Genomic DNA, 17,351 nt, shown 5'->3' with positions numbered 1-17,351 from the left:
GCCTCAGTTCTGTTGATTGTCACCGAGAACTGACCCGGCAACTGCAGAAATTGTCATTGAGAATTGACCCATGTGTAACCTTGCCCCTGCTTGAATCAGCTGGGAGCTATTGGAGTGTTAGACATGGGATTTCTGAGGATTATTCGGAAATGGGCTCTGCGAGACAAGATGCCCATCCGCGAGATTGCGCGCCGGACAGGGGTGTCTCGCAACACGATCTAGAAGTATCTGCGGACAGGGATAGTTGAGCCCGAGTTCCAAATTTTGGACCGACCGAGCAAGTTAGACCCTTATGCTGAGAAGCTGACAGGCTGGTTGCTGTCTGAGCAGCGTAAATCACGCAAGGAACGGCGAACGGCCAAACAGATGCATGCAGATCTGGTTCAGCTCGGCTTTGATGGTTCATATGAGCGTGTCGCGGCCTTCGTGCGGAACTGGAAGGGCGAACGCCAGCGTGCTCAACATACGACTGACCGGGGTGTTTTCGTGCCCTTGGTCTTTCAGCCGGGCGAGGCGTTCCAATTCGATTGGAGCGAGGACTGGGCCTATGTCGGCGGCGAGCGCCTCAAGCTTCAGGTCGCTCATATCAAGCTGTCACACAGCCGCGCATTTCTGGTGCGGGCATATCGGCTGCAAACGCATGAGATGCTGTTCGATGCCCACTGGCATGGCTTTCGGGTGTTTGAGGGTGTTCCGGGGCGTGGCGTCTATGACAACATGAAGACAGCCGTTGACCGGATTGGTGTCGGCAAGAAGCGCGATGTAAACGCACGGTTCCTTGCGATGACCAGCCATTATGTTTTTGACCCTGAGTTCTGCAATCCCGCGGCAGGGTGGGAGAAAGGTCAGGTTGAGAAGAATGTGCGCGACGCCCGCCATCGGCTTTGGCAACTCATGCCCGCCTTTCCGGACCTCAATGCGCTGAATGAATGGCTGGAGGAGCGCTGCAAGCTTCTCTGGGCCGAGACACCGCATGGCAGATTGCCTGGCAATATTGCGGATATCTGGGACGCCGAGAAGGCCGCGCTGATGCCACTGCCCACAATGTTTGACGGCTTTGTCGAGCAGAGCAAGCGGGTATCCCCCACTTGTCTGATAGCATTCGACCGTAATCGCTACTCAGTGCCTGCCAGCTTTGCGAACCGCCCTGTCAGTCTCCGCATCTATCCTGAACGGCTGGTCATCGTCGCCGAAGGCCATGTGGTCTGCACGCATGAGCGCATTATTGAACGCTCACACCGTCAGCCAGGGCGCGTTATTTATGACTGGCACCATTATCTGGCGGTGGTTCAACGCAAACCCGGCGCGCTGCGCAACGGGGCGCCCTTCGTTGAGATGCCAGAAGGGTTCCGGAAGCTGCAGGATCATATGTTGCGTAGGCCAGGTGGTGACCGCGAGATGATCGACGTCCTATCCTTGGTCCTCCACCATGACGAACAGGCCGTGCTTTGCGCAGTAGAAATGGCGCTGGAGGCGGGCGTACCAACAAAAACCCATGTCTTGAACCTACTTCACAGGCTGGTGGATGGCGCACCGATAGACCAGCCCGATGTGACCCCGCCTGCGGCCCTTTCTTTGAATAAGGAGCCCGAGGCCAATGTCGCACGATATGACGGGCTACGCACCACGGGAGGAACACGTCATGCGTCATGATCCCGCCGGTGCTGCCATCGTCATCATGATGCGTAGCCTGAAGATGCCAGGCATGGCTCAGGCCGTGCAGGACCTGCATGAGCAGGGATCGCCCGCTTTCGATGCCGCGATCCCCATATTGTCGCAGCTGCTAAAGGCCGAGATTGCTGAACGTGAGGTGCGTTCCATTGCCTACCACATGAAGGCAGCACGCTTTCCGGCATACAAAGACATCTCTGGCTTCGACTTTGGCGCCAGCGAAGTCCGTGAAGCTTTGGTCCGCCAACTTCACCGATGCGAGTTCATGGACGCGGCTGAGAATGTAGTGCTGATCGGAGGCCCTGGAACGGGAAAATCGCATGTCGCTACCGCCCTCGGCATTCAAGCAATCGAGCATCATCGCAAGCGTGTGCGCTTCTTCTCCACGGTCGAGTTGGTCAATGCGTTGGAGCAGGAAAAGGCCCAAGGCAAGGCAGGAAAGATCGCCGAGGTGCTGGTGAAAGCCGATTTAGTGGTCTTGGATGAGCTGGGATACCTGCCGTTCAGCGCTACGGGTGGCGCGTTGCTGTTCCACCTTCTAAGCAAACTCTACGAGCGCACCAGCGTCGTCATCACAACCAACCTGAGCTTTAGCGAATGGGCCAGCGTGTTCGGTGATGCAAAGATGACCACCGCGCTCCTCGACCGCCTCACACATCGTTGCCACATTCTCGAGACCGGCAATGACAGCTACCGGTTCAAGGCCAGCTCCGCGACAGCCAAACAGAAACGAAAGGAAAAAGCGGCATTGACGCCATCATAACGCAAAGAACATAACAACTGGGTGGGTCAAGTCTCGGTGAAAATGCCGGGTCAGTTCTCGGTGACAATCAACAGCGTTAAACGCCTCATACGCGCTATGAAAGTGCGGTAGGTGCGTGGCGGTACAAAGAACGGTTGAAGATTGTTCTTCAAGGGCGGCGTGAGCCGCCCTTTTTTGTTGTGTCCCTACGGAGACCCAAGTTTGATTGTCTTGGCTAAGGCATCTCGAAGGTAAGCTGAGGGGTGATGCCTACTTAGCCCTGAAACGCCGCAATCTCAGACCGAGGAACTCCTAAACTTAATCCCGGACGCTGCTAAGTCCCCCCCTTGCCATCCAAAACAGGGACGATCGCACGCTTATACCGCTTAGCACCTCGAACATGAGGAAATTACGCGTTTCCGCTCGATTGACTTCTTATGCTTGCACAACGGCTATTCTAACCCGGCCGGTGGCCATTAATTGGTAGTCAGAACACTTAGCCCAAGCTATGTGCCGGTAGATCGGCGTGTCACGCATAGCGGCCGCGAAATCGCTGCCTTCGTCACCACCGGCACTGTCGCGTAGTCTCAATTTGTAGGCTTCCATGAAATTGGAAACGATGAGAGCATCAGGAACAATATCTGGGAGCCACGTTCAATACTCGCCACGGTTTGGGTATCATTCGAAGCGTGAGAAGTAGATCGCCTCATACGCGCTATGAAAGTGCGATAGGTGCGTGGCGGTCACCAAAGAGAAGATGAAGATTGTTCTTCAAGGGCGGCGTGAGCCGCCCTTTTTCGTTGTGTTCCTACGGAGACCCAAGTTTGATTGTTTTGGCTATGGCATCTCGAAGGTAAGCTGAAGGATGATCCCCACTTAATCGTGACAACGCCTCAATCTCAGAGACTGAGAAACTCTTAAACTTAATCCCCGTCGCCGCTAAGTCGGCCCTTGCCATCCAAGGCAGGGGCGATGGCACGCTTACACCGCTTAGCCCCCTACTTGGGGAAATTACGCGTCCGTTCGATTGACTTCTTATGCTTACAAAATGGCCATTCTAACCCGGCCGGTGGCAATTGATTGGTAGTCGGAACAGCAGGACTGTAACAGCTGTATTTTTTTGCCAATACAGGCTTGGATACGCGTTCTCAAAAAATCCATTGATTTCAACCTCAACAGCCTTTCGGCAAAACAGGCCCCGACTCTTGGCAGGCGAACTTACGGGTTTTGGCTTAACTACGCCCGTAAGATCACCTACAAACTACCACCCCAAAAATCACCCACACTTACTATGCCCACAGCTCCCACAAGTCATGCACCCCTCGACCATCCGCATATCGAACTGACCGCAAGACGGGCATGACTTGCCACGCGGCGCATCGAGGCCGACGACCTTCGCCTGCGGGTCGGTCTTCAGGCCCATGCCCTCGCCCGCGATGAAGCCGGTGGCGATCATGTGGCGCTCGATCACGCCGCCGATGGCCGCGAGGATGGAGGGGATGTATTTGCCCTGCATCCAAGCCCCACCGCGCGGGTCGAAGACAGCCTTGAGTTCCTCAACCACAAAGGACACGTCACCACCACGGCGGAACACGGCAGAGACCATCCGCGTCAGCGCCACGGTCCAGGCGAAATGCTCCATGTTCTTGGAGTTGATGAAGACCTCAAAGGGGCGACGGTGACCGTTCAGCACGATATCGTTGATGGTGATGTAGAGCGCGTGTTCACTATCGGGCCATTTGACCTTGTAGGTGTTGCCCTCCAACTCGGCCGGACGGTCCAGCGGGTCGGACATATAGACGATCTCGCCGCCCTCGCTGACCTGATCGGGGCTGTCGGCGGGGGCCTTGTCGGTCTTCTCCGACGAGACGCTCAGGACCGAACCGGTCACGTCGTTGGGGCGGTAGGTGGTGCAGCCTTTGCAGCCCGTATCCCACGCCTGCATATAGACGTCCTTGAAGGCATCGAAGGAGATATCTTCGGGGCAGTTGATGGTCTTGGAGATCGAACTGTCGATCCATTTCTGCGCCGCGGCCTGCATCTTGACGTGGTCGGCGGGCGGCAGGGTCTGGGCGTTGACGAAATAGTCGGGCAGTGGCGTGTCGCCTTTCAACTCGCGCCACATCTGCACGGCGTAGTCGACGACCTCTTCCTCGGTCCGGCTGCCGTCTTTCTGCAGCACCTTACGGGTGTAGGCATAGGCAAAAACCGGCTCGATCCCAGAGCTTACGTTGCCCGCATAAAGGCTGATCGTGCCGGTGGGCGCGATGGAGGTTAGCAGCGCGTTGCGGATGCCGTGTTCGCGGATCGCGTCGCGCACATCGTCGTCCATCTGCATCATGGTGCCGGAGGCGAGGAATTTTTCCGCGTCAAAGAGGGGGAAGGCCCCCTTCTCTTTCGCCAACTCAACGCTCGCCAAATAAGAGGCCCGCGCGATGGCCTTCAGCCAGCTTTCCGTCTGGGCCGCCGCCTCGTCTGAGCCATAGCGCAGGCCGACCATCAGCAGCGCATCGGCAAGACCGGTGACGCCCAGACCAATGCGGCGCTTGTTCTGCGCCTCAGCGGCCTGTTCGGGCAGCGGGAAGTTCGACACGTCGACGACGTTGTCCATCATGCGGACGGCGGTGGCGACAAGCTCGCTCATCGCATCTTGGTCAAGATGGGCGTCGTCTTCGAAAGGCTGCGCGACCAGACGCGCGAGGTTGATCGAACCTAGCAGACAGGCGCCATAGGGCGGCAGAGGCTGCTCGCCACAGGGGTTGGTGGCGGCAATGGTCTCGCAATAGTTCAGGTTGTTGGCGGCATTGATGCGGTCGATAAAGATCACGCCCGGCTCGGCGTAGTCATAGGTCGCCTGCATGATCTTGTTCCACAGGTCGCGCGCTTGCACGGTCTTATAGACCTTGCCGCCGAAAACGAGGTCCCACGAACCGTCGGCCTTCACAGCCTCCATGAAGGGGTCGGTGACCAGCACGGACATGTTGAACATGCGCAAACGCGCGGGGTCGGATTTGGCGGCGATGAAATCCTCCACATCCGGGTGGTCGCAGCGCATGGTCGCCATCATCGCGCCCCGGCGCGAGCCTGCGGACATGATAGTGCGGCACATCGCGTCCCAGACATCCATAAAGGACAGCGGGCCGGAAGCATCTGCCGAGACGCCCAGCACATCCGCGCCGCGTGGCCGGATGGTCGAGAAATCATAACCGATTCCCCCGCCCTGCTGCATGGTCAATGCAGCCTCTTTCAGCATGTCAAAGATACCCGACATGCTGTCAGGCACGGTGCCCATGACGAAGCAGTTGAACAGCGTCACGCGGCGCGCGGTGCCCGCGCCTGCGGTGATGCGGCCAGCGGGGAGGTATTTGAAATCCTCCAGCGCGTTGAAAAACTTGTCTTCCCAAACATCCGCCTTCGATTCGACCTGCGCGAGGTCGCGGGCGATGCGGCGCCATGTGTCCTCTACCGTGACATCTTTCGCGGTGCCATCGGCCCCTTTAAAACGGTATTTCATATCCCAGATTTGTTCGGCGATCGGGGCGGTAAAGCGGGACATACAACGGTTCCTTTGAGTCGTGAGGGCAGCACGAATGCGACTTAAGAGTTGGCATCGATACAACATGAAGGGCCGATTTCTCAACGCCCAAAATGCACATCTACGGGAATTTATTCTTCAGCCTACCACAATACCTTGCTAGCTCCGAAGGAGAAACTACTATATAGGGGCGCATTCTCAGGAAACCGTGCGGGGGAACTTTTGGATAACTACATCAATCTAATCAAACTTTCGGTCGGCACCGAAGGCGTCGAGAGCCTCGCCAAATGGCAGGCGCGCAAGGACGTGCGGACCAAGGACGGTCTGCCGCGCCATGTCACGCGGATGTGGCCCAAGCGCGAGGCCGAGATTCTCAACGGCGGCTCGATCTATTGGGTCATCAAAGGCGTCATCCAAGCCCGCCAGCGCATTATCCGCCTGGAGGAGATCACCCGCGCGGACGGCATCCGCCGCTGCGCCATCGTGCTCGACCCTGAGATCATCCGCACCCAAAACAGCCTGCGCCGCGCTTTCCAAGGCTGGCGCTACCTCAAACCCGAGGACGCGCCCCCCGACCTGCCCGAGGGCCGCGAAGCCGAGGCCGACCTGCCTGTCGAGCTGAACCGCGCTCTGGCCGAGATCGGCGTGCTCTGAGCCTCACGCAGCGTAGAGCGCTTCGATCTGGTCGCCGTAGAGTTCGTAGATTTTGGCCCGGCGCACCTTCATCGTCGCCGTCACCTCTCCGTCGTCGTGATCAAGCTCCTTGCGCATCAGCCAGACCTTCTTGACCTGCTCGACCCGAGCCAGATCGCGGTTCTGCTTGGCCACCTCAGCGTCGATCAATTCTTGCACCTTGGGATGCTCAGCGAGCGAGCGGAAGGTGGTATAGGCAATCCCCTGCCCCTCGGCCCAGAGCCGCACGGTGTCCATGTCGATCTGCACCAGCGCCGTCACATAGGGCCGCTTGTCGGCAACGGCCACGACCTCCTTGATGAAGGGGCTGGCCTTGATGACATTCTCGATATGCGCGGGCGCAAGGTTCTTGCCCGCCGCGTTGATCATGATGTCCTTCTTGCGGTCGATCAGGGTGATCGAGCCATCGGCCTCCTCGCGCCCCACATCGCCCGTGTGCAGCCAGCCATCCTGAATGGTCTCGGCGGTGGCTTTGGGGTTCTTGTAATAACCCTTGAAGATGGTCCCGCCCGAGAACAGCACCTCGCCATCCTCGGCGATGCGGGTGCGCACGCCGCTGACCGGAAAGCCGATGCGCCCGTCGCATTGGCCCCATGATTTCTGGATCGTGCCCACGCCCGAGGTTTCGGACATGCCCCATGCCTCACGGATATTGACCCCGATGCCGCGCATAAAGCCCAGAAGCTCGGCGCTGATCGGCGCGGCGGCAGAGATCGCGAAACTCGTGCGCCCCAGTCCCAGATAGCTGCGGATGTGCCGGTAGACGAGCGTATCCCAAAAGGCATGCGCCATGCGGTCCCCCGCGCTCCACTTGTCGCGCCGGATCATGCCGCGCCGCTGTGCGCCTTTCAGCGCCATCAGCGTCATCGGCCCTTTGATCCGGCCCGCGGTCTGCGCCTGCACCAACACCCCCGCCTGCATCTTTTCCCAAATTCGCGGCACGCCAAAGAAGACCTGCGGCGCGACCTCGCGCAGATCAAGGGTGATGGTCCGAAGGCTCTCGCCAAAATTCATCACGAATTGCTGCGCCAGCCCGTTGATCACCGTCACCGCCTGTTCGGCGATGTGGCACAGCGGCAGATAGCTCAGCACATCCGTCCCGGGCGGGTAGTCCCCGAAAACGTCACGCGCCACGCCGACGCCCGCGTGGATATTGCCATAGGAAATCTCAGCCGCCTTAGGCAGCCCGGTGGAGCCGGAGGTGAAGACCATCATCGCCGTGTCGTCGGGCTCGATCCCCGCCTGCCGCGCGCGCAGATCGTCGGCGAGACCCGAAAGCCGCGCCCTGCCCTGCTCAAGCAAGTCGTCGAAACTGATCAGCCCCAGCAGATCTTCGCCCCGCGTGCCCTTGGGGTTAAAAATCACCAACTGCCGCAGCTGCGGCACCCGGTCGCCCAGTTCCTTGATCTTGTCCAGCTGCTCCTGATCTTCGATGAACAGCACCGTGGTATCCGAGGCATTTACCAGATGCTCCAGCTCCGCCGCCGGGCTGGTGGGATACATGCCCACCACGACCCCCGCCGCCGCATTGATGCCGAACTGCGCCTGCACCCATTCGCTGCGGTTCTCGCTGAGGATGCCGACATGATCGCCAGCGTTCAGCCCCAGATCGACCAGCCCTGCGGCGGTGGCCTGCATGATCTCTTGCAGCCCCTCCCAGGTGATCTCGTTCCAGATGCCGAATTCCTTTTGCCGCATCGCCACGCCCGTGGGGCGGTTCTTGGCATGGTTGTGCACCATGCGGACCAGCGGCGCGAAGTCGCCCTTGAACTCGTCAAATGCCATGGCGGACCTCCCTAGCTGAGCCAGCGTTTGCGGCGCTTGTAATGTTTCACATCGCGGAAGGACTGCCGCGCGCCGCCCTCCTCGCCCATGCCGAGGTAGAAGGACTGGATGTCCTTGTCGCCGCGCAGCTTGGCCACATCGCCTTCCATGACGATCTGGCCGCTCTCCATGATGTAGCCGTAGTCGGCGACCGAAAAGGCCACCCCGGCGTTCTGCTCCACCAGCAGGATCGCGGTGCCGTCCTCTTGGTTCAGCCGCTTGATCGTGTCGAAAATCTCGGCCACCACCTTGGGCGCGAGGCCCAGCGAGGGCTCGTCCATCAAGATCAACTCAGGCCGCGCGATCATCGCCCGGCCAAAGGCCAGCATCTGCTGCTCCCCGCCCGAAAGGTAGCCCGCAATCTGGCGGCGCCGTTCTTTCAGCCGTGGGAAAAAGGCATAGACCTTGTCATAGTCCGGCTTCGCCTGCCGCCGGTCCAGCGCGTAGGAGGCGGCAATCAGGTTGTCCTCCACCGTCATCTCGCTAAAGATCCGCCGCCCCTCGCGCACGTGGAACAGCCCCTGCTGCACCAGACGGTCGGGCTGGATCGTCATGATCGACTGACCTTTGAAGCTGATCCGCCCCTCGCCGACCTCACCGTTCTCCAGCGCCAGCAGGTTGCTCGCCGCCTTCAACGTGGTGGTCTTGCCCGCGCCATTGGTGCCCAGAAGCGTGACGATCTTGCCGTCGGGCACTTCCAGCGACAGCCCGCGCAGCGCCTGCACCGTATGGTGGTAGGTCACTTCGATGTTCTCGATGGTCAGCACGGGCGCGTCCTTTTTCTAGGGTGTGGGGCGCCCGCCGGACGCCCCGCGTTTATCAAACGGTGAACCAATCGGATTTCGGCGTGAACAACCCGTCCTCGGGGTTGTAGCCATAGACCCGGCCCGTCCCGATGGCGTTGTTTTCCATGCTCACCGGCCCACCAAAGAAGCCGCCCGAATCCCAGTCCGAGATCCCCGCCAGCTTCTCGGCGATGTTGTCGGGTGTCAGCTCCAGCCCGGCCTCGGCGGTGTCGCGGAAGGCCTTCATGGCGATCTCCAGCCCGCACATGGTCTGGATCGCCCATGTCGACATGTAGTTCTCCAACGGCGTGCCCGCGAACATTTGCTTGCTGAGTTCGGCGTACTGCTGATAGCGCGGCGCCTCTTCGCGGTCATAGAAATAGCGGTAAGGCATGACGCCCTCATAGCCCGCAAGGAACGGCCCCGCCTCGGCGGTGATGCGGTCGGCAATCAGCTTCTCCATGCCCCAGAAGGTGCCCTTGAATTTGACCGGCAGACCAAACTGCCGCGCGCCGCCAATAAGCTGCGGCCAGACGCCAGTGACATAGCCCTGAAGGATGCAGTGATCCGCGCCGGACTGCGCCAGTTTGGTGACGTGCGTGGGGATATCGGCGCCTTCGGCCTTGGTGCTTTCCTCCAGCACGACCTCGAGGCCCAGCTCCTCGGCGGTCTTGCGCCCGTGTTCGATCGGATCGCGGCCAAACTCAGTGTTGGAGAAGATGAAGGCGACCTTCTGCCCGCCCTCGTTCTTGATGTTCTGCAACAGGATGTCGAACTGGCTTTGGTAGGTTGGACCCGAGAGATACTGGTAGGGATGCGTCGCAGGGTCGGCCAGTTCCGAGGCGAAAGAGGTCGAGCCCATAATCCGGGCGTTCTCGCCCTTAAGCTCGGGCGCGATCAGCTTCATCGCCCCCGTGCTGTCAGCGAAATAGCCGATCATGTTCTTGCCTTCAGAGGCCAGCGCCCGCTGGTAGTTGTTGAGCGCATTCTGCGGCACATAGCCCGAATCCTCGGTGACGAAGCGAATGGGCACCCCGGCCACCCCACCCTCGTCGTTGAAAAGCTTCGCGGCCATGGCAAAGGCAGGCGCGACCAACTGACCGGCGGTGGCAAAGGGCCCGGTGAGCGGCAGCGAGGCGCCGAGCACATACTCCTTGGGCTGGGCGCGCAGGATCATCGGCGTGCCCATGGCCGCCGTCGCGGCGGCGGTGGTGGCGAGGAAGGATCGGCGGTTCATGGTCATCTGGTCTTCTCCCTGATGTGGCCTTGTGAATTCTTACCCGCGCGCAAACGGCCAACGGTTTGCGGCGCGCAGGATACGGTCGACGATCTGGTTGATGCCCAAGGGTTCCTTGAGCAGGAACAACACCAGCAGCACGCCGAAGGCGATCTGCTGCAAGGGCGCGCGCAATTGCCCCGCGCCGGCGCTGTCACCCGCAAGCGCGCCAAAGAGCACTTTGATAAGTTCGGGCACCATCACCACGATGATGACCCCGAAAACCGGCCCCATCGTGCGCCCCATGCCACCGATGATCAGCGCCGCCACAAGGTTCAGCGACAGCGCCAGTTCGAACTGCTCGGGCAGGATGCGGGCGTAGAAATAGGCGAAAAGCGCCCCCGCCAGACCACAGTACGCGGCCGAGAGGGCAAAGCTCATCAACTTGTAGCGCAAAAGCGAGATGCCGAGGATCTCGGCGGAATAGTCGCGGTCGCGAATGGCGATGAAGGCACGACCCACGCGGGTGCGGATCAAGTTCTGCGCCGCCAGCAGCGACACCAACCCCACCGCCGCAATCAGACCGAACATCTCGCGTTTGGTATCCAACTCCCAGCCCAGCAGATTGGGCACATTGGTATTGATCCCCACCATGCCGCCAGTCCAAGGGGCAAAGAGGTCTTCTTCGATCAAAAAGATCACGATGAAATTCGCCGCCAGCGTCGCCACGGCGAGGTAGAGCCCCTTGACCCGCAGGCTCGGCAGGCCGACCAACACGCCCACCGCCGCCGCCAGCGCCACGGCCAAGGGCACCGAGACGAAGGGCATCAACCCTGCCGGGATCACCCCGTCGCCGAGGTTACCGAAGATGGTCACCGCATAGGCACCGATGGCCACGAAGGCGCCATGGCCCAGCGAGACCAGCCCGGTATAACCGGTCAGGATGTTGATCCCCACCACGGCGATCAGCAGGATGCCCATCTGGCTGGCAATCAGGATCAGGTAGTCATTGCCGAACAGGGTGAAAAGCGCCAGCGCAAGGATCGACCCGTAAACGAAGGCCTGTTTGTAGCGGTTGTTCAGCACCCGCTCATCGGCGGCATAGCTGGATTTGAGATTTGCGTTGATCATATCCGCTCGACCTCTTTCTGCCCCATCAGGCCGTGCGGGCGCCAGATCAGCACCACCAGCACGGTGACGTAGGGCACGATCTCGGCCCAGCCGCCGCCCATCTGCCACTGGGTCATCGCCTCAAGCACGCCCACGACCATCGCCGCGATCAGCACGCCGACATAGCTGTCGAGCCCGCCCATCAGCACGATCGCCAGCACCGAAAAACCAAAAAGCCCGAGGCTCGGCGAAATGCCGTTGCGGGTGGCGAGGATCGCCCCCGCGATGGCGCCGGTGGTGCTGGCCAGCACCCAAGCGCGGGAGAAGACCTTGGGCACCGAAATACCCATGGAATAGGCGGTCGACTGGTCCTCGGCGGTGGCGCGGATGGCGATGCCGCCCTTGGTGAACTTCACGAAGGCGACGATGCCACCGAAAAGCAGCAGGGCCACGACCATGTTCACCAGATCAGTGCCAAAGAGGAAGATCATCGTGCCGAACAACTCGAACCGGATCGGCATGTTGGGCGCGATATAGGGCACGCTTGCCGCATCCGCCGTCCAGATCAACTGCGCCGCGCCCGACAGGATCGAGATCAGGCCAACCGTGACCATGATCATCGCAAAAATAGATTGCCCCATCAGCGGGCGCATCAACACCCGCTCGATGATCCGGCCCAGAATGGCGTTGCAGACCAGCGCCCCCGCCAGCCCCAACAGGATGCGCGGCAGGTTCGCCACCCAATCAAGCACCGCCGCCACGGGCGAAAACATCGGCAGTTCGCCCCGCATTTCGACCATCCAGCCCGGCTGCCAAGAGGCGAGCCAAGCCGGCGCCCAAGGCTGGCCCGGGACGATCACGGCGAAGGTGAAATAGAAATAGGCCCCGAACATGATCAGGTAACCATGGGCGAAGTTCACCACCTTGGTCGCCTTGTAAACGCTGACGATCCCCACGGCGATCAGCGCGTAGATCGCTCCGGCCATCAGCCCGTTGATCGCGAATTGCACGAACTGCCCCATCAAAGCGCCTCCCTTTCCTTACCCTCGGAATTTTTCAAAAATTCCGGCGCGATTTCTTCAAAGGAAATCGGCGTCATGCCGCGGCACCCAGATAGGCTTCGATAACTGCCGGGTTGTTCGAGACCTCCTCGGGCGTGCCGCTGGCGATCTGTTGGCCAAAGTTCAGCACGACAATGCGGCTGCAGATGTCCATCACCATGTGCATGTCATGTTCCACCAGCAGGATCGTGGTGCCGAACTGCTCCTGCACGTCGAGGATGAACCGCGCCATGTCGGCGGTCTCTTCCCGGTTCATGCCCGCCACCGGCTCATCCAGCAGCAGCACGCGCGGGCGCATCGCCAGCGCGCGGCCCAGTTCGACCCGCTTTTGCAGACCATAAGGCAGCATGGTAATCGGGTATTTGCGGATGTGGTCGATCTCAAGGAAATCGATGACCTGCTCTTCGATCTCGCGGCGCAGCTCCAACTCGGCCTTCTGCGCCGCGCCGAAATAGCGCAGCGCTTGCCAGACGTTGGTATTGAGCCGCGTGTGACCGCCGAGCTTGATGTTGTCGAGCACGGTCATGCCGCGAAACAGCGCGATGTTCTGGAAGGTCCGCGCCAGCCCCAGCCCTGCGCGCCTGTCGGGGCTGAGCGTCGTGATATCCTGCCCGTCAAAGGACACACGCCCCCGGTCGGGCTTGTAAAACCCTGATATTGCATTGAAAAGCGAGGTCTTGCCCGCGCCGTTGGGGCCAATGACACCGGTGATCTCTCCGGCCCCGGCTTCGAAATTCACCCCCTGCAGCGCCTTGATGCCGCCAAAGGACAGATGCAAATCCTCAATCTTCAGCAATCGCCCACTCCCATGCGGCGACGGCTGCGGCCCCTCGCAAGGGGCGCGTGACATCCGATCATCGACGGATCCTCCCTATGTCCCGATCCCTGCCCCTTTTGGCGGAGCTTGTGGTATCGGCCTGTTGACCCTTTCACCCTATCCGAAGCGCGCTATCCCGCAAGTCTCTTGATAGGTCGCAGGGCGACAGGCGCCCGAGCCAGAGAGGCTCGGGAGGTGCAATCATATGGAAGGGAAGGGAAAAACCCGTGGCTGTGACGCTACGTCAGGTCAGTTGCGCGATCAGGGTTTTCAGCGCTTTGCGGCTGTGATCCTCTAGGGGCGCCATGCGCGACCGCCAGAGTGTGGCCTGCGATTGCAGGATCAAACCGTCGCTGAGGATCTTGAGGTGATTGGCGCGCAGCGTCTCTCCGCTGGAGGTGATATCGGCAATCGCCTCGGCGGTTTCATTCAGCACCGTGCCCTCGGTCGCGCCTTGGCTGTCGACCAGCGCGTAATCGGCCACACCGTGGGTGCGCAGGAATTCCCGCACCAACCGGTGGTATTTCGTGGCAATGCGCAGGCGGAAGCCATGTTCAGCGCGGAAGGCCGCCGCGGCGGCATCCAGATCATCCAGCGTATCGACATCGACCCAAGCCTGCGGCACCGCGATGATCAGGTCGGCATGGCCAAAGTTCAATTCCTCCAGCGGCTCGACCAGTTGATCCCAAAGCGCCAGCTTCTCTTGCACCAGATCGGTGCCGGTCACGCCAAGGTGGATCCGCCCCGCCGACAGTTCGCGCGGGATTTCTCCGGCTGAGAGCAGCACCAGAGAGACATCTTCGATGCCCTCGACCTTGCCCGCATATTCGCGGTCGGACCCGGTGCGCTGCAAGCTCACGCCGCGCGCGCCGAACCATTCAAAGGTCTTTTCCATCAGCCGCCCCTTGGACGGCACACCAAGTTTCAGCGTCATTGCCCGGCCTCCAGTTCCAGCATCAGACCGGGGCGCATCACACCGCCCACCGCCGGGATTTCATCGCCCTGCCCCAACCGCCGGGTCAGCGCGTCATAGCGCCCGCCGCTGGCGATGCTGGGCAGATCGGGCCGCGAGGCCGCGCGGAAGGCAAAAACGAAACCGTCGTAATATTCCATCGAAGACCGCCCATGGCTGGCCTCGAAGAGCAGCGCATCGGTATCGATCCCACGGGCGCGCATCGCATCGGCACGGGCCGCAACCCGGGCCACGGCATCGCCGATGGCGGGCATGTCGACGGCCAGATCGCGCAGACGGCTCAGCGCGTTCGGCAGGGTTTCTTTGACCTCCAACAGCGCCTCAAAAAGATCAACTTGCTGCGCGGAAATCGGCGCGGTCTTGGCATCCTCGCGCAGCGCTGCCACGCGGGCTTCGATCTCTGCCTGTGAGCGCAGTCCGACCATGGGTGCCGAAATCTCGGCCTCTGCCTTGGCCAGCAACGCTTTGCGTCCGGCAGGCACAGGGGTACGCCCCGCGTAGCGGTCCAGCAGCGCGCGAAAGCGGCGCGGGCGCCAGATGTGACGCATCAATGCCTGTTTGCGCGCGGGCGAGGTATCAAGCCCCTGAACCGCCGCCATCAGCACACCGATATCCCCCGTCACCGGGCGCACCGGCAGCCCCTGCATCGCCTCGGCGATCAGGGCGAAGACTTCGGCATCTGCCGCCGCAGGGTCGGCGCGATCAAAGACCTCAAAGCCAACTTGGATATATTCGTTGGCGCGGTTCGGATCATGCTCCTGCCGCCGAAAGACCTCTCCCGAATAGGTATAGCGCGCAGGCTCGGCCCCATGGGCCATATGCATCTGCACCACGGGCACGGTGAAGTCGGGGCGCAGCATCTGCTCGCCACGCAGCGCGTCCGAGGTGACATAGGCGCGCGCGCGGATATCCTCGCCGTAGAGGTCCAGCAGCGTGTCGGCCGGTTGCAGGATCGGCGGCTCGACGAGCACAGCGCCCTGCGCGTCGAAAATCGCGCGTAGCGACGCCGCCCGCGCCAGCGTTTCGGAACGTGTCGGCATCAGCTTGTCCGATCCAGAATATCGCGGACCGCCTTGATCAGATCGGCGCGGGGCACTTCATATTGGTTCGGGCGCTCTTTCCACTCATCGTGGCTCGCCTCTTGCGCCAGTTGCGCGCCCAGCACCATGTCCTTGATCTGCACCACGCCGCGGTCTTTCTCGTCACCGCCTTCGATGACCACAACCGGGCTCTGACGCTTGTCGGCGTATTTCATCTGGTTGCCGAAGTTCTTGGGGTTGCCCAGATATACCTCTGCCCGGATGCCCGCCTGCCGCAACTCGGCGACCATCGCCTGATAATCGGCCATGCGGTCGCGGTCCATCACGGTGACGACGACGGGGCCTGTGGCCTCGGTTTCCAATCGCCCCTTCGCGGCCAGCGCGGCCAGCAGCCGGTCAACGCCGATGGAGACGCCCGTGGCAGGCACTTCCTGCCCTGTAAACCGCTTGACCAGATCATCATAGCGCCCGCCGCCCGCGACCGAGCCGAAGTTCCGCGCGCGGCCCTTTTCGTCTTTGATCTCAAAGGTAAGCTCGGCCTCGAACACCGGCCCTGTGTAGTAGCCAAGGCCGCGCACGACCGACGGATCAATCTCAACCCGGTCAGGGCCATAGCCACCCGCGGCCAGCAGGTCAGAGATCAACTCAAGCTCATCCACACCCTGCACACCGACATCGGAGCCCGCGACCAACTCGCGCAGCCGCGCCACAGTCTCGGCCCCGCTGTCACGCTTGGCCTGCATGAACCACATGACCACATCGGCCTGCGCGTCTTCCAACCCGGCACCCTTGGTGAAATCGCCGCTGTCGTCCTTGCGGCCCTCGCCCAGCAAGGCGCGCACGCCCTCTGGGCCGAGGCGGTCCAACTTGTCGATGGCGCGCAGCACGATGCCGCGTTCGGTGTCCTTGTCGTCTCCGGCAAGGCCCGCAACTTCCAGCACGCCGTTCAGCACCTTGCGGTTGTTCACCCGCACCACATAGTCGCCGCGCGCAATCCCGACCTCTTCCAGACAATCGGCCAGCATCGCGCAAATCTCGGCATCCGCCGCAACTGATGGCGCGCCTACGGTATCCGCATCGCACTGATAAAACTGACGAAACCGCCCCGGCCCCGGCTTTTCGTTGCGCCAGACCGGACCCATCGCATAGCGGCGGTAGGGCATTGGCAGATCGTTGCGGTGCTGGGCATAGACCCGCGCCAAGGGCGCTGTCAGATCATAGCGCAGCGCCAGCCAATCACCGGGCTTGTCGCCTTCTGAATCTTCCTGCCACGCAAAGACACCCTCGTTGGGGCGGTCTACATCGGGGAGGAATTTGCCAAGCGCCTCGACAGTCTCCACGCCCGAGCTTTCCAGTGCGTCGAACCCATAGCGGTGGTAAACTGCGGCGATCTTGCTGAGCATCTCGGCCCGATGGGTCACCTCGGTCCCGAAATAATCGCGGAACCCTTTCGGGGTCTGCGCCTTGGGACGGGGGGTTTTCTTGGGCTTTGCCATGGCAAGGATCCTCGGTGCATCAATTGGCCTCGCGTCTAGCCCAAGCCCCCCGCAAGAGCAAGCAACGCGGCATCGCGCCCCTGTCCCGCGCCGCGCGACCGTGCTAGAGCGCGCAAAAAGGATGCGCGTCATGACAGAACAGACCCCAGACCAAACCGCAGACCATATCAGCCGTCTCGAAGAGCAGATCGCCCATCTGACCCGCGCGGTCGACGATATGTCAGAGATCGTCACCCGTCAGGAGGATGAGATCGTGACCCTGAACCGCCGCGTGCATATGTTGATGCAGCGCGAGGGGGAACGGGATGCTTCGGGCGGCGGCGCTGTCGTCATGGGCGATGAACGGCCCCCGCATTACTAAGCGGCAGCCCCGGTCTATGCCCGCAAC

The 17,351-nt window shown here is 61.2% G+C and carries 13 protein-coding genes and 1 pseudogene; 4 read left to right on the top strand and 10 right to left on the bottom strand.

The window, feature by feature from the left end; all coding sequences use genetic code 11:
- The first annotated feature begins 123 nt into the window (after window positions 1-123).
- Window positions 124-1,653, top strand: a pseudogene (istA, locus tag K3762_RS03500) (IS21 family transposase).
- Entirely contained in the window at window positions 1,643-2,434 is a 792-nt protein-coding gene (gene istB, locus K3762_RS03495; RefSeq protein WP_260011503.1) for an IS21-like element helper ATPase IstB, read from the top strand. The pseudogene istA and the gene istB overlap by 11 nt, the downstream one beginning before the upstream one ends.
- Window positions 2,435-3,689: 1,255 nt before the next feature.
- Here istB and K3762_RS03490 read toward each other — a convergent pair.
- Window positions 3,690-5,969 (bottom strand): adenosylcobalamin-dependent ribonucleoside-diphosphate reductase, encoded by a 2,280-nt coding sequence (locus tag K3762_RS03490; RefSeq protein WP_120350293.1) that lies wholly within the window; start codon window positions 5,967-5,969, stop codon window positions 3,690-3,692.
- 201 nt (window positions 5,970-6,170) lie between these two features.
- Between K3762_RS03490 and K3762_RS03485 the strand changes: the two genes are divergently transcribed.
- Window positions 6,171-6,602, top strand: coding sequence for a DUF1489 family protein (locus tag K3762_RS03485; RefSeq protein WP_067938213.1), 432 nt, complete (start codon window positions 6,171-6,173; stop codon window positions 6,600-6,602).
- Window positions 6,603-6,605: 3 nt separating this feature from the next.
- Here K3762_RS03485 and K3762_RS03480 read toward each other — a convergent pair whose 3' ends face one another.
- The 9 genes from K3762_RS03480 to hisS all read right to left on the bottom strand — a co-directional run bounded on the left by K3762_RS03480 (window position 6,606) and on the right by hisS (window position 16,963).
- Complete coding sequence (locus tag K3762_RS03480) at window positions 6,606-8,426, bottom strand: long-chain fatty acid--CoA ligase (RefSeq protein ID WP_132444581.1); 1,821 nt, start codon at window positions 8,424-8,426, stop codon at window positions 6,606-6,608.
- A gap of 11 nt (window positions 8,427-8,437) precedes the next feature.
- Window positions 8,438-9,232: an ABC transporter ATP-binding protein gene (locus K3762_RS03475; protein ID WP_067629504.1), complete on the bottom strand. Its 795-nt coding sequence runs from the start codon at window positions 9,230-9,232 to the stop codon at window positions 8,438-8,440.
- 52 nt (window positions 9,233-9,284) lie between these two features.
- Window positions 9,285-10,493 carry an ABC transporter substrate-binding protein gene (locus K3762_RS03470; protein WP_236627389.1) on the bottom strand — a complete coding sequence of 403 codons (1,209 nt, stop codon included), beginning with the start codon at window positions 10,491-10,493 and terminating at the stop codon, window positions 9,285-9,287.
- A gap of 33 nt (window positions 10,494-10,526) precedes the next feature.
- Window positions 10,527-11,597, bottom strand: coding sequence for a branched-chain amino acid ABC transporter permease (locus tag K3762_RS03465; protein ID WP_132444583.1), 1,071 nt, complete (start codon window positions 11,595-11,597; stop codon window positions 10,527-10,529).
- Window positions 11,594-12,598, bottom strand: a complete 1,005-nt coding sequence (locus K3762_RS03460; protein ID WP_067629500.1) for a branched-chain amino acid ABC transporter permease — start codon at window positions 12,596-12,598, stop codon at window positions 11,594-11,596. The genes K3762_RS03465 and K3762_RS03460 overlap by 4 nt, the downstream gene beginning before the upstream one ends.
- 73 nt (window positions 12,599-12,671) lie before the next feature.
- On the bottom strand, window positions 12,672-13,487 hold the full coding sequence (locus tag K3762_RS03455) for an ABC transporter ATP-binding protein (RefSeq protein ID WP_067629499.1): 816 nt from the start codon (window positions 13,485-13,487) through the stop codon (window positions 12,672-12,674).
- 211 nt (window positions 13,488-13,698) lie between these two features.
- On the bottom strand, window positions 13,699-14,388 hold the full coding sequence (hisG, locus tag K3762_RS03450; protein ID WP_067624598.1) for an ATP phosphoribosyltransferase: 690 nt from the start codon (window positions 14,386-14,388) through the stop codon (window positions 13,699-13,701).
- A complete protein-coding gene (locus tag K3762_RS03445) occupies window positions 14,385-15,467 on the bottom strand; it encodes an ATP phosphoribosyltransferase regulatory subunit (protein ID WP_120350290.1) in 1,083 nt (360 codons plus the stop codon). Before K3762_RS03445 ends, hisG begins: the two co-directional genes overlap by 4 nt.
- Window positions 15,467-16,963: a histidine--tRNA ligase gene (gene hisS / locus K3762_RS03440; RefSeq protein ID WP_120350289.1), complete on the bottom strand. Its 1,497-nt coding sequence runs from the start codon at window positions 16,961-16,963 to the stop codon at window positions 15,467-15,469. Before hisS ends, K3762_RS03445 begins: the two co-directional genes overlap by 1 nt.
- A 166-nt stretch (window positions 16,964-17,129) precedes the next feature.
- Here hisS and K3762_RS03435 point away from each other — a divergent pair, with 166 nt between their 5' ends.
- Window positions 17,130-17,324, top strand: a complete 195-nt coding sequence (locus tag K3762_RS03435) for a SlyX family protein (RefSeq protein ID WP_120352147.1) — start codon at window positions 17,130-17,132, stop codon at window positions 17,322-17,324.
- Window positions 17,325-17,351 lie beyond the last annotated feature (27 nt).

The organism is Sulfitobacter sp. W074, from assembly GCF_025142275.1.
GTDB classification, from domain to species: Bacteria; Pseudomonadota; Alphaproteobacteria; order Rhodobacterales; family Rhodobacteraceae; genus Sulfitobacter; species Sulfitobacter profundi.
Note: the sequence above shows the minus strand (reverse complement) of the source record. Positions and strands in the feature narration are given on the sequence as shown.